Here is a 14,177-nt window from a genome sequence, read left to right on the forward strand (position 1 = left end):
ATGAGCCGGTATTTATCAATATGGTTCCCCGCGCTTCTTGCCGACAGGGCATTGCGCCTCCGGCCAGGCTTAAAGGACACAGCTTTTATCATTGCAGCACCGGAACGGGGCCGGCTGATGGTAAAGACCGCCAGCACAACGGCTGTGCAAAAAGGTATTGTACGGGGAATGGTGGTGGCTGATGCAAAGGCCCTGTTGCCGGGGTTAAAATTATTTCATTACAAACCAGGCGTGGAAGACAAATTGCTGACCCGGCTGGCAATATGGTGTCTTCGTTTTACACCGGTTGTGGCGTCCGATCTGCCGGATGGCATACTGCTTGATATCAGCGGTTGCCCGCATCTCTGGGGCGGTGAGCAGCCCTACCTGGATACCATTATCCGTAAACTGAATACCTCTGGTTACGAAGTGCGCGCCGGCATTGCAGACACCGTTGGTGCTGCATGGGCGGTTGCCCGTTTTGGGGAATCGTGTTGCATAGTGCCTTCCGGTCAACAAAAAGCGGCCCTGGAACCGTTGCCGGCCGCCGCCCTGCGCCTGGAACCTCCGGTATTGGAACGGTTGCAGAAACTGGGCTTTGCCCGTATTGGAAGTTTTATTTCCATGCCTTCAACAGTATTACGCAGGCGTTTTGGACAGGCGCTGCTGACCCGTATTGGGCAGGCCCTGGGCCACATTCCGGAGGCGCCCGTACCGTTGCAGCCGGCGGTTGTTTTTCGTGAACAGCTTCTTTGTACAGAGCCGGTGCATACCCGGGTTGCCATTGATATTGCCCTGGAAACATTATTGCAGCGGCTTTGCGATACTCTTCAGAAAGCAGGGCAGGGATTAAGGTCTGCAGTATTTAAGATTGATACGGTAGATGGCGGGTCTCAGGATATTTTTATCGGAACCAACCGGCCGGTACGCAATACAGCGCACTTGTGGAAACTATTTGAGCCAAAGATTGCGGCCATTGCCCCGGGAATGGGCATTGAAGTGTTTACGCTGGAAGCCCCGGCTGTGGAAGCGCTTGCCGGCCGGCAGGAAGCCATCTGGAGCACCCTGGGGGGTGCAGATACAAGCACGGAGCTGGCCGCTTTGCTGGATCGGATCGCCGGCCGCATGGGCGATGCTGCTATAAAACGATGGCTGCCGGCTGCACATTACTGGCCAGAGCGTTCTGTTGTTGCAGGGGGGCTTTTTGAAAAAACTGAAGCCTCCTGGCGCAGCGACCGGCCGCGGCCGGTATACCTGTTGTCCAAACCCGAACCCGTTATCGTTGCCGCACCGGTACCGGATTATCCGCCGATGCTTTTCCGTTACCGGGGAAAGGTTCATAACATCACAAAAGCAGATGGACCGGAACGTATTGAACAGGAATGGTGGCTGGAGCAGCACCTGGTACGCGATTACTATGTGGTGGAAGACGAAGATGGCGCCCGGTACTGGCTGTTCCGGGCGGGGCATTATGGCGTAGAAAAACCGCAATGGTTCCTTCATGGATTCTTTGCATAAAGGAGGTATCGATGCACTACACAGAATTACAGGTAACCACCAATTTTACATTTTTGCGGGGCGGATCACATCCCGAAGAATTGGTGAAACAGGCAATAGCGTTGAAGTACTCGGCGCTTGCCATTACGGACCGCAATACCCTGGCAGGGGTGGTACGTGCCTTTGCGGCGGCAAAGAATACATCCCTGCGGATCATACCTGCCTGCCGGCTGGATCTGGCGGATGGCCCCGGTCTGCTGATCTACCCAACAGATAAGGAGGCGTACAGCCGGCTATCTGCGCTGCTCACAGAAGGGAACCTGCGCACCGAAAAGGGGAAGTGTGTGCTGTATAAAGCCGATGTGTACCGGTATGCAAAGGGGATGAAGTTTATTGTAGTGCCCCCTCCGGAATTAAATGCGGCCTTTGACCTGGACGAGGCGTTTAAGGATACCGTAAGGGAGTACCGCAAAATGTTGGGCCAGCAGCTATACCTGGGAGCGGTATGTACCTACCAGGGCAATGATGCAAAAAAGTTATTCCGGCTGGCGCAACTGGCGCAGCAGCTCGGGATTCCGATGGTGGCCACCAATGATGTGCATTATCACGAAGCAGCAAGGAGGGAACTGCAGGATGTGCTAACCTGCATCCGCGAAAAATGTACGATACAAACCGCTGGTTACCGGCTCTGTCAGAATGCAGAACGGCATTTAAAAAATGAAAAGGAAATGCTGCGGTTGTTTCGCCTGTACCCGGATGCCATTGCCCGTACACAGGAAATTACAGATGCCTGCCGGTTTTCATTGAGCCAGCTCAACTATGTATACCCGGAGGAGCTTACAACGGAAGGCCGTACACCCCAACAGGAACTGGAATACCTGGCATGGAAGGGTGCGCAGGCAAAATTTGATAAGGCTGAAATGAAGCCAGAGAAAAGACAAGAGATCAATACTGCTATTAAGGAAGAACTGGCATTTATGGAGCGCAAGAATTATGCCTCGTATTTCCTGACTGTTTATGATCTGGTGCGTTTTGCGCGCAGCAGGGAGATCCTCTGCCAGGGCCGGGGCTCTGCTGCAAATTCTGTTGTTTGTTATTGTCTGGGCATCACATCGGTGAACCCGGTGGAAATTAAACTGCTTTTTGCACGGTTTATGTCAGATGCACGGGATGAACCGCCGGATATTGATGTAGACTTTGAGCATGAGCGGCGCGAAGAAGTGATGCAGTACATATATGAGAAATATGGCCGTAACCGGGCGGGCATTGTAGCCACCGTAACACAGGTGCATTGGAAAGGCGCGGTAAGGGATGTAGCCAAGGTGATGGGCTTGTCGGCCGATGCGGTGGATCACCTGGCAAAATCGGAATATGAATTTACACAGGACTGGACGGAGGGAAAAACGAAGTCGAGCGGAGGCTTTACAGCCCGGGATCCACACCTTTTAAAAACACTGGAACTTACCCGGCAATACATCGGCTTTCCCCGGCAGCTGGGGCAGCACACGGGAGGCTTTGTGATCACGCAAAATAAATTGTCGGACCTCTGCCCTATCCTGAATGCACGTATGGAAGACCGTACCTGCATTGAATGGAATAAAGACGACATTGAAACCCTGGGCTTTTTAAAAGTGGATGTGCTGGCCCTGGGAATGCTTACCTGCATCCGCAAAGGGTTTGATCTGATCAAAAACCACCACGGTCCCGCGTTAACGCTGGCTACAGTGCCACAGGGCGAAAAAGCCGTGTATGATATGATCAGCCGGGCCGATACTATCGGCGTGTTTCAGATCGAAAGCCGGGCACAGATGTCGATGTTGCCCCGGCTGCGGCCAAAAGAGTTTTATGACCTGGTGATTGAGGTAGCCATTGTGCGCCCTGGCCCCATACAGGGCGATATGGTGCACCCCTACCTGCGCCGGCGCAATAAGGAGGAGGAGGAAGTATATCCTTCTGAAGAATTAAAAACAATACTCGAACGCACCAAAGGGGTTCCCCTCTTTCAGGAGCAAGCAATGGAAATCGCCATTGTGGCGGCGGGTTTTACGCCTGCGGAAGCGGATGGCCTGCGCCGGAGTATGGCAACGTTTAAAGCTCAGGGGCAGGTAACAAAATGGCGTACCAAACTGGTAAATGGTATGGTGGCAAAAGGGTATGAAAAAAACTTTGCCGAACGGGTATTTAAACAGCTTGAAGGATTTGGAAGCTATGGTTTTCCGGAAAGCCATGCCGCCAGTTTTGCATTGCTGGTATATGTTTCTTCCTGGACTAAGCTCCATTACCCCGATGTTTTTTGCTGTGCGCTGCTCAACAGTCAGCCTATGGGGTTTTATCGCCCGGCACAGATTGTCATTGATGCCCGGAAGCACGGTGTGGAAGTACTTCCGGCAGATGTGAATCATTCCTGCTGGGACAATACTCTTGAAGAAAAAAACGGAGCGTATTGCCCGGTACGTCTGGGTTTCCGGCAGGTAAAGGGTGTGAAGGAAGAAGAGATGCAGCGGCTGATCGAAAAGCGGAAGCAACCGTACTGCTATATTGTTCAGCTGTCCGATGCGGGCATCTCTCAGGCGGCACTGGAATACCTGGCAGATGCGGATACATTCCGCTCCCTGGGGCTGGACCGCCGGCAGGCGCTTTGGGAAGTGGCGGCCCTGGCAGATAAGCCCTCCGGTGTATTTGAGGGACAACCTTCTGAAAGCGCTGCAGAACCTGCTGTTCAGTTGCCGGTGCTGAGTGCGGCTGCTCACGTGCTGCAGGATTACAACAGCACTTCCCTGTCGCTCAAGGCCCATCCCGTAAGCTTTGCACGGCCGCAGCTTCAGCAACAGAATATTGCACCTACCCGTATGCTGGACGCGTGGCCGGATGACGCTTTTGTACGCGTGGCCGGCCTGGTGTTGGTGCGCCAGCGGCCCCAAACGGCAACAGGGGTTTGCTTTATTACCATTGAAGATGAAACAGGTATTGCCAACCTGGTGGTATTTCATAAAGTATTTGAAACCTACCGGAGGGAAATTTTACAGTCGAAGTTATTGATGGTTTCCGGAAAGATACAAAAGGAAGGAAGCGTGATCCATGTAGTGGTGAGCCGTTGTTACAATATGAATGCATTATTACAGAACATGGCGGCACCCGGTACGGAGGAACTGCGGTTACCTGTAAACTCCTATATGGGAGAAACGGATTCTTCAGGAAAGAAAAAAGATATCGGGCAAAAAGCGGTACAGGGTGAATTGTTTCCCTCAAGGAATTTTAAATGAACAGATGACCGCCTGTGTTGCGGCCCGTATTTTTATGAGCCAACCATGGGGCTCGAACCCACGACCTGCTATTTACGAAACAGCTGCTCTACCAACTGAGCTAGGATGGCTTGTCCTTTGATAGTGTAAAATAACGAATAAAAATTTTAAATTTAAAAATAGCAGTCCCTGTTACCGGTTAAGTTCTTTTTATCGCCAATAGTCCTTCACTTTTACATGCGGTATTTAATATTCCTCGTTTCACATTTCCCCCGGACCCCGGGAAAAATCTTCCTGTGAGAGATCATGGTTGGCCATTGCGCCTGCAAGATTGCCACCGGCTACAGCGCTGGCAACGGAGCGCATGGGGGATGCCGCATCGCCGCAGGCATATACTCCGGGGACCGTTGTTTTTTGAAAGGCGTCAACCTGTATATGTCCTTGTTCGGTAAAGGCACAGCCGAGCATTGCAGGCAGCGGGGTTTGCTGTTCAAACGGCACGCGGGCATATAATGCCTGTAAGGGTATGGCAGTGCCGTCTGTAAACACAACCTGCTGTAATTGCCCTTCCGCTTGTTGCAGTGCACGGATTTCCTTTGGCACGATGGCGATACCCCGTTGCTGCAGCCGCTGCTGCTCTTCTTTTGTAAATTGTAGAGGGCCATTGGTAAATACGGCCAGGCTGCTGGTAAGATTGCGGACGAGCACGGCCAGGTGCAGCGCTGCGGCGCCGTTTGCAAGGATCCCTGTTTTATGATTGCGGTATTCATAGCCATGGCAATAAGGACAATGGATCACCGATTTACCCCAGCACTCCGCAATACCATCGATTGCCGGGAGCAGGTCTTTGATACCTGTTGCAAAGATCAGTTTCCTGCTTTGGAACTGATCTCCGGAGCGTGTTGTAACCGTAAACTGTCCGTTGGATGCGGCTGCATCCGTTGCGGGGTCGGTCCGTAATTGCACGGTCTTATAATGTGCTACCTGGTGCCGGCCCAGGGCTGCTATTTCAGCAGGTGGCTTGCCATCCTGGGTCAGAAAATTATGGGAATGTGGTGTAGCTGCGTTGCAGGGCGTTCCGCTATCCAGCACCACCACGTTCTTTAGAGAGCGGCCCAGCGCCATTGCAGCAGAAAGCCCCGCATAACTGCCACCAATGATCACTACATCAAAGGATCTGTTCTTTTTCATAAAATGATTTAAATGGTTGATGGCAGAACAGGGCTGCATGGCGATAGCCGTCTTCCTGTTCTCCCCGGGCAAAGCTATTGTTTATTTTTTATTTATGCAACATCGTTGCATAAATAAAATGAATAAGTATACTGTTTTGAGGAATGCCGGCTAAATTTTTCCTGTCACCTGCCGGGTAGTGACCTGGTTGTAAATGGGGTATACTACATTTCAATACCCCGGAGCTTCCGGTAGAGCTTCAGCGCATATACATCCGTCATGCCGGAAATAAAATCGAGGATATGCATAACCTTTGCATAAGGGCTGCCCGCTTCGTCAAATGTATATTGCGTAGGCAACAGCTCCAGGATTTTCTGGTGTTCTTTTTCCCGCTCGCGGGCTGGTGTTAATGCTGCTGTAACAAAGTCTTCAACAAGCCCGGACATGATGCGGAAGCCGGCGATCTCCAGCTCCACAACTTTACGGGCATTGTAGATCTTTTGCCGGGAAATATCTGCAATTTCCTTAAGCGCCGCTTCCAGCTCAGGGATGGCGTTGATCAGGCTTTTTTCAAATGTTCCGTTGAGGATGGCTTCCCGTTGCTCCCAGAATACTTCGGTGGATTTATAGATCAGTGTGCCGATCGACTTTGCCCGCAAATAGGCGATGGATTCGTTGGCATCTCCGCGCAGATCGTCTGCTACCTTTATCACGGAATCCATCCTGGCTTTGGGATCTGTGGCAATAATGGCTAAAAAACGCTTCCTCACTTCTTCATAACTCAGGATGCCCAACCGGTGCGCGTCTTCAAAGTCAATGATATTATAACAGATATCATCCGCTGCTTCCACAAGGAATACAAAGGGGTGGCGTTTATAGGTTATTTCTGGGCTTGTTTCCGTATCGCGGATCATATGCAGTTCCTGTGCTATTTCCAGGAATACCGCTTCATCAATTTTGAAGTATCCGTATTTTTTCCGGTGAAGAATGCCTTTTGCTGATGCCAGGGATTCACAGGGATATTTGAGAATGGAGGCAAGGGTGCTGTAGGTAAGCCGGAAACCACCCTTCATCCGCCCGCTCTGCTTCATGGTGAGGATGCGGAGCGCATTGGCATTTCCTTCAAAGGTGATGAGGTCTTTCCATTCTGCCGGGCTGAATAGTTGTTTAAATGCGATATCATCCGGCCGGGCCGACCGGTCTCTTTTTTTAAAGTACTTTGAAATGGCTTCTTCTCCCGAATGCCCGAAAGCGGGGTTGCCCAGGTCGTGGGCCAGGCAGGCTGCAGCAATAACATATTTCAGATCGCTTGTATAAAAAACAGCGGCATCGGGATCCTTTTCCACGCCGGGAAGTGTAGCGATCTTTTCGCCGATCAATCCTCCTAGGGAGCGGCCCACACTGGCTACTTCCAGCGAATGGGTAAGCCGGTTGTGCACAAAGATCTCTTCCGGGAGGGGGAACACCTGTGTTTTGTTCTGAAGCCTTCTGAAAGGGCTTGAAAAAATGATCCGGTCCCAGTCCCGCTCAAAATCGCTCCGGATGTCTTTAGATGTTTTATCGAGCCCATAGCGTTTTGATGAAAAACAATTGTTCCAAGTCATTACCATAGTCGCAAATTTAAACCCAGAACCTGTTTGAAACTTAAATAAATGCATCCTGTTTCAAAATCGTCTTATTTTTAAGCATGAAAAAACCTAAGAAAAACCCGCTGGCACCGATTGGCGGTATATTGACATTACTACAGATTGCGGCTTTAAAAAGATTTTTGCAACCGAACCTAACAAAGAGCCGCTGATCGCATTCCCGATCGAATTATTCCGGGGCAGAAAGACTGTTGCGGATCTGGTTTAGAATAAAAACGAGCAGGTAGGTGAAGCTGTTGATTCCGGTTCTGTTAGGTATTCTTTATGTCGGACACCGCCAACCTGAAACCGGTTCACCGAAGTTCCCAACACAGGATGAGGCTGTATCAAAAGTCGCTATTTTGTCATGCCGTCCCGATAGCAATCGCATGTGCGTCAGGTTAAGAACAGATCATGTTGCCATGAAATGTAGTACGGGTAAGCCTTTCGCGCCAAAAAGATCGCATCTTTTAATAGCAAACAGGCGCAGCGCGCCGTTGACCCTTATAACGATGAACCTCCAAAACCTCCCGTAGCCGCAGCGCGGCGGTAATTTCCTGTGCACGGCTTGTACAAACCGCAATGATTACCGGTGCGCTGCACCTTTATTACCCGTATTGTCGTTTACTAACAGGATCAGCGCTGCGCTGCAGCTCCCGGGGCAAAAATTAACTTGACGCGCATGCGATGGCCATCGGGATTGTTTCGGTATTTAAAGATGATTGTTAGTCAATAGATTCTGAAGAATAGATCCCGGGTCAGGCCCGGGATCTATTCTTCAGAACGACATCATGCTGTAAAGCGACTTTTGAGTCTCAATGATCACTTATTTATATTCTGGGCAAACTGTATCCGTTATGGTAAGGCGCCATAAGATAAGTGGCGTTCAGTTTACTATCGGTAAACTTGTTGGCGGCCTTGTCCCAGGTTACTTTTGCCTGGCTGCGATAGGCGATATTACCCATCTGGCAAACGGTGGCTATATGGGCCCCGGTTTGGATGGGACAGTTAAGGTCTGCCAGCTTACGGGAGCGCATCACATTAATAAAGTTTTGTGTATGTTTATCCAGGCCGTTATCGGATGGCCCTTTGCGTTGCATGCTTACTTTTTTGGCGCTGCGTTTTTCCTCCAGTACTTCCCAGCCGCCGCGGTCCAGCTCCAGGGTGGCATTATTGCCAATAAAGGCAATGCCGTGGTCTTTTCCGTATAAGCCGTTGTCTATGCCCATGGCATGATCCCATATCAGGTTAAAGTTGTCAAACTGGTAAAGCGCGGCCATGGTATCCGGTGTTTCCTGGTAAAGCTCGGGGTAGGCAAAATCGCCCCCCAGTGCCGAAACGGTTTTGGGCACCGGGGCATCCATGCCAAAAATAGCATAGTCCATCAGGTGCACGCCCCAGTCGGTCATCAGGCCGCCGGCATAGTCCCAAAACCAGCGAAAGTTGAAGTGAAACCGGCTTGAGTTGAAGGCCCGGGTTTTTGCCGGTCCCAGCCAAAGTTTATAATCCACACCAGCAGGAGGTGCGCTGTCGGCTACCTTAGGCCCCGGCTTCATCCATCCCTGGTAGCACCATACCTTTACGGTGCGGATATTGCCCAACTGACCGGTGCGGATAAAATCCACTGCATCGCGAAAATGCTGCTGGCTGCGCTGCCATTGTCCGGCCTGTACCACTTTGTTATATTTTTCCTGTGCGGCTACCATTGCCCGGCACTCAGCAATGGAGTTGCCCACGGGCTTTTCCACATATACATCCTTGCCGGCCTGCACGGCATGAATCATGATCAGTGCATGCCAGTGATCCGGCGTACCAATGATAACGGCGTCAATGTCCTTGCGGTCCAGCAGAGAGCGGTAGTCGGTATATGTCTTTATTTTCGATGTATCGATATTCTTTTTGGAAAGCTCGCGCATCCGGTTATCCAGCACATTTTTGTCCACATCGCAAAGCGCGGCAAGCGTTACGCCCGGGTTTTTGAGCATCGACAGGGTATCGGACCATCCCATCCCATTAATGCCGATTGCGCCGATCCGGATCTGATCGTCAACGGCCGTGTTTATACGCGAAAAATTGAGGGAATTGAACGATTGCAGGGCCAGGCCTCCCAGTGCTAACGCGGAGGAATGGGCAATAAATTTTCTTCTTGAGTGCATGGCAATTGATTTTACAGGGCCAAATATATAAAAAATGTAATCGATTGCAAAATATGCGATATTTTATTTCTAATGAAAATGCCGGTACCGGGCGGTAGAACAGAGACCAAAAAATAGTCCCCTGTGGAAACAGGGGACGCAACCAAAACTAACTGCTTATGAGAAAATTTAATATCTTTTATATCGATCGATAGTCTGTTTTATAACATGGTCCTACGTGTAATGTTGCAACAACCATTCCAAAAACATCAAATTGACCGGTTTGTTAACATTTGTTTTGATATTTTGGGGCAAATATTGTCGGCCATCAATTTTTAAACGCAAGATCCGGGTTTTGCGGCCATTTTTACAGCGGTACATTTGTGCAGTAAATAACAATGATATGGAACATGCTAAAACGAACAGTCCCGTAGATGTACGCAACAAGCGCAGCATGCGCGGGCGCCTGACCGCAACCAGGATGGCCGCGCCCGGCAATATTCAGCTGGAACCCTGGACGCCCGGGGATGCGGCTGCGTTCATTACCTACGAACGCGCCGGATCGCCATTTGGAGAAATTCTTGTAGCTGCTACATCGAAAGGGATCTGCTACCTGGGTTTTACGGGTAATAACCCGGCTGCAGCCATTGCCGATCTCAAAAGACGGTTTTCCTCCAACCCAATTTCAGAAGGCCCTTCTTTTTTTCAAAAAGCAGCCATCCGGCAGCTGAGCTGCCCCCGCCGGCCCCTGCCCCTTCGTTTACATTTAAAGGGGACCGGCTTTCAGCTACAAGTATGGAAACAGTTATTACAGGTGCCCCTGGGCGGCCTCACCACTTACACCCGCCTGGGCGGCAGCAGCAAAACTGCCCGGGCCACGGGCCGCGCTGTGGGCAGCAACCCGGTGGGCTACCTGCTGCCCTGCCACCGGGTAATATGCGCAGACGGCAGCTTTAGCGGCTATTTTTGGGGTACGGCATTAAAAGAAAAATTATTGGCCTGGGAGGCTGCAGCGGAAGATTGAAATCCTGCGGGCCCAATGTGGACGATGTAAAAATTTTTTAAAAGATGGAAACACAGCAGGAGCTCGATTATGGCCGCATTGCAGCAGCGATACGGTTTTTTAAAGCCCATTACAGGCAACAACCAACACTGGAAGATGCGGCGGCCCATGTGCACCTGAGCCCGTTTCATTTTCAGCGGATGTTCCGCAACTGGGCGGGTGTTACGCCCAAGCAGTTTCTGCAATATCTTACGGCAGGGTATGCCAAAGACATGCTCAAAAATACCCGGGCCAGCCTTTTTGATGTAGCGTTCGAAACCGGGCTTTCGGGTACGGGCCGGCTGCATGATCTGCTGGTAAAAGTGGAAGGCATGACCCCCGGCGAATATAAGAATGGCGGGGCCTCATTAAATATCAACTACCGTTTTGCAAGCAGCCCTTTTGGCAAGATACTGGTGGCCTCCACCCCTAAAGGCATCTGCCATATAGCATTTGCTGATGAGGGGGCGCAGCAGGCGCTGGCAGTATTACAGTCGGGCCTGCCTCATGCCCGGTACCGGCAGGCGGAAGATGAGGTACAGCAAAAGGCATTGCGCATTTTTTTGCAGGACTGGAGCAAACCGGAGGAGGTAAAACTGCATTTAAAAGGTACCCCATTCCAGATTAAGGTTTGGGAAACATTGCTAAAAGTGCCCTCCGGGGGCGTTACAACCTATGGCGATCTGGCGGTAAATGCCGGTTATGTCGGTGCATCGCGGGCCGTAGGTACCGCAGTGGGCCATAATCCTGTTGCGGTGCTCATCCCCTGCCACCGCGTCATCCGGTCTACCGGCGCCATTGGCCAGTATCATTGGGATGCTGTACGCAAAAATGCCCTCATCGGCTGGGAGGCAGCCCGGGTAAGCGGCCCCTATGTTAATGAGTAGAAATTGACGGGTGTTTCGTTTTGGAAATGCCGGTAAAAAAGCATACTGCCCACTTTGCATTCAACGGGTTGTTTGCAGCGTGGGCAGTATCGTTCTTCAGGTGTGCGCACGCTATTCCGGAACAGGATCCATTATTCTTTTGCGTAATGTTTTAGCCGCCCGTATCATTGCGGTAAGCGCCGGCATGGTTTCCTCCCAGGCCCGGGTTTTTAAACCGCAATCTGGGTTTACCCAAAGGCGTTCTGCCGGGATGGCCTCCAGTGCCTTTTCCAGTAACGCCAGCATCTCGTCCTCTGATGGCACACGCGGGGAATGGATGTCGTATACGCCCGGGCCAATATCATTCGGGTATTCAAACATAGCAAACGCATCCAGCAGCTTCATTTGCGAACGTGCTGTTTCGATGGTGATCACATCTGCATCCATGGCTGCAATAGCATGAATGCTGTCATTGAATGCGGAGTAGCACATGTGCGTATGGATCTGCGTTTGATCCTGAACGCCAGAAGCGGCAATGCGGAAAGCGGTTACAGCCCAGTTCAGGTACGCCTCCTGCTGTTCTTTTCTTAAAGGCAGGCCTTCACGAATGGCCGGCTCATCGATCTGGATGATTCTTATACCCGCTTTTTCCAGGTCGGTCACTTCATCCCGGATGGCAAGCGCCAACTGGTTGCAGGTAAGACTGCGGGGCTGGTCGTTCCGCACAAAGCTCCACTGTAAAATGGTAACGGGCCCCGTAAGCATTCCCTTTACATGTTTGCTGGTTAGGGATTGTGCATAAACGCTCCATGCAACGGTCATAGGATTGGGGCGGTATATATCGCCATAGATCACCGGAGGCTTTACGCAGCGGCTGCCGTAGCTCTGAACCCAGCCGTTTTGGGTAAAGGCAAAACCTGCCAGCTGCTCGCCAAAGTATTCCACCATATCATTGCGCTCAAACTCGCCATGCACCAGCACGTCCAGTCCAATGGCCTCCTGCCGCCGGATGGCGTTTGCGGTTGCTTCCTGCAGCAGCTGGTTGTAACTGCTGTCCGAAAGCTGTTGTTTTTTCCATTGCGCGCGCCAGGAACGCACTTCTTTTGTTTGGGGGAAAGAACCGATCGTAGTTGTGGGAAAAAGGGGAAGTGCCAGCTCCTGCTGTTGTTTTTCTCTGCGGGCAAAAAACGGGCTGTTCCTCCGGGCGTCAGCGGCCGTTATAGCAGCTACCCGGTCTTTCACCTGCTGGTGATGGATCCTTGCGGAGGTCCTGCGTGCCTTCATACAGCGGGCATTGTCTTCAAGGAGGGTTTTTGACAGTGCCTCTTCGGGGTTTGCCGCTATTTGCTTCAGTGCTGCCACTTCAGCCAGCTTTTGTTTGGCAAAAGCCAGCCATTGTTTAATTTCCTGCGGAAGCGTTTTTTCACCGGTTTCCAGGTCCAGGTCGCAGGGCACATGCAACAGTGAGCAGGACGGTGCAATCCAGATTCGCCCGGGGCCGATCTTGGCGGTTGCTTTTTGGATCAGTGACAGCGATTGTTCAAAGTCGTTCTTCCAGATATTCCGTCCATCCACAACACCCAGCGAAAGATGGGTTCTTCCGTTGGTGAACGCTGGTGTGGCAAGGATATCGTCCAGCTGCAGCGGACAACGCACCAGGTCCAGGTGCAGTATATGTACAGGCAGGGAAAGAACGGTCTCCAGGTTGGCCCCAAAACAGTCAAAATAATTAGTAAGCATTATGCGGAGGTTTGGGAACCGTTTAAAAAAAGCCGTGTACGTGGTTTTAATGGCCTGCAATGCTTTTTCGCCGAGCCCGAGCGCCAGGCAGGGTTCATCCACCTGGATATAGTAAGCACCCTGCTGATCCAGTTTTTCCAGTACCTCAAAATACACCGGAAGCAGGTTATTTAACAGGTCGAGGCGGTCAAAACCCGCCTCCTTTTCTTTCCCAAGCAGCAGGAAAGTGACCGGGCCAAGCAATACCGGCCTGGTTTGGAAGCCGGCATTTTTGGCTTCATTGAACTGGTCAATAATCTTATTGCTGAAAAAAATAAATCGCTGATCTTTTTTAAACTCAGGCACTATGTAATGGTAATTGGTATCAAACCATTTGGTCATTTCCATTGCGGTAAGATCGTACCCGTTTTTCTGATAACCCCTTGCCATAGCAAATAACAGATCGAGGGTATTCATCTGTTCCTTCTCAATCAATGGATGGTACCGGTCCGGGATGGCGCCGGTCATCAGGCAGGTATCCAATACCTGGTCATAAAACGAAAAATCGTTTACGGGCAGCAGGTCAATACCTGCGTCTTTTTGCAGCATCCAGTTGCTTTCCCGGATCTTTTTTGCTGCCTGCTCCAGTTGTGCAGCGGTCATGTTGCCGGCCCAGTACTGTTCACTGGCCTTCTTCAATTCCCTGTTGCTACCAATACGCGGGTAGCCGAGGTTGTGCGTTTGCATCTCTTTTAACTTTTTTAATGAATAATAAGCTAAAAGCCCTTTGCAAATTTCGCAATGCCGTGGTGTAAAAAAGACAGAAGATGCCGGTAACCGGAGCAGCTGAGGAGGCTGATCCCTCTATAGAGAGGGGGGTGGAATAGGGACATCGTGCAGAT

8 protein-coding genes and 1 tRNA gene are annotated in these 14,177 nt (G+C 51.1%); 4 read left to right on the forward strand and 5 right to left on the reverse strand.

Annotation, left to right across the window (positions count from 1 at the left end; genetic code table 11):
* Complete coding sequence (locus GGU45_RS15475; protein ID WP_435226227.1) at positions 1-1,497, forward strand: Y-family DNA polymerase; 1,497 nt, start codon at positions 1-3, stop codon at positions 1,495-1,497.
* Positions 1,498-1,508: 11 nt separating this feature from the next.
* Positions 1,509-4,739 carry an error-prone DNA polymerase gene (locus GGU45_RS15480; RefSeq protein WP_435226229.1) on the forward strand — a complete coding sequence of 1,077 codons (3,231 nt, stop codon included), beginning with the start codon at positions 1,509-1,511 and terminating at the stop codon, positions 4,737-4,739.
* Positions 4,740-4,776: 37 nt separating this feature from the next.
* Here GGU45_RS15480 and GGU45_RS15485 read toward each other — a convergent pair.
* The 4 genes from GGU45_RS15485 to GGU45_RS15500 form a co-directional block, all read right to left on the reverse strand.
* Positions 4,777-4,849 (reverse strand) — tRNA-Thr (locus tag GGU45_RS15485).
* Between the two features lie 130 nt (positions 4,850-4,979).
* Positions 4,980-5,909, reverse strand: coding sequence for an NAD(P)/FAD-dependent oxidoreductase (locus GGU45_RS15490; protein ID WP_435226231.1), 930 nt, complete (start codon positions 5,907-5,909; stop codon positions 4,980-4,982).
* Positions 5,910-6,112: 203 nt separating this feature from the next.
* Entirely contained in the window at positions 6,113-7,492 is a 1,380-nt protein-coding gene (locus GGU45_RS15495; protein ID WP_435226232.1) for a deoxyguanosinetriphosphate triphosphohydrolase, read from the reverse strand.
* An 851-nt stretch (positions 7,493-8,343) separates the two neighbouring features.
* Positions 8,344-9,669, reverse strand: a complete 1,326-nt coding sequence (locus tag GGU45_RS15500) for a Gfo/Idh/MocA family protein (RefSeq protein ID WP_435226234.1) — start codon at positions 9,667-9,669, stop codon at positions 8,344-8,346.
* Between the two features lie 382 nt (positions 9,670-10,051).
* Between GGU45_RS15500 and GGU45_RS15505 the strand changes: the two genes are divergently transcribed.
* Together GGU45_RS15505 and GGU45_RS15510 are read left to right on the forward strand one after the other, a co-directional pair.
* Positions 10,052-10,672 carry a methylated-DNA--[protein]-cysteine S-methyltransferase gene (locus GGU45_RS15505; protein ID WP_435226236.1) on the forward strand — a complete coding sequence of 207 codons (621 nt, stop codon included), beginning with the start codon at positions 10,052-10,054 and terminating at the stop codon, positions 10,670-10,672.
* A 44-nt stretch (positions 10,673-10,716) separates the two neighbouring features.
* Positions 10,717-11,577, forward strand: coding sequence for a bifunctional helix-turn-helix domain-containing protein/methylated-DNA--[protein]-cysteine S-methyltransferase (locus GGU45_RS15510; RefSeq protein ID WP_435226237.1), 861 nt, complete (start codon positions 10,717-10,719; stop codon positions 11,575-11,577).
* A 111-nt stretch (positions 11,578-11,688) separates the two neighbouring features.
* Here GGU45_RS15510 and metE read toward each other — a convergent pair whose 3' ends face one another.
* Positions 11,689-14,022, reverse strand: a complete 2,334-nt coding sequence (gene metE, locus GGU45_RS15515) for a 5-methyltetrahydropteroyltriglutamate--homocysteine S-methyltransferase (protein ID WP_435226239.1) — start codon at positions 14,020-14,022, stop codon at positions 11,689-11,691.
* Positions 14,023-14,177: the final 155 nt, after the last annotated feature.

The sequence above is a fragment of the Niabella hirudinis genome, from assembly GCF_051201075.1.
Classification (GTDB): domain Bacteria; phylum Bacteroidota; class Bacteroidia; order Chitinophagales; family Chitinophagaceae; genus Niabella; species Niabella hirudinis.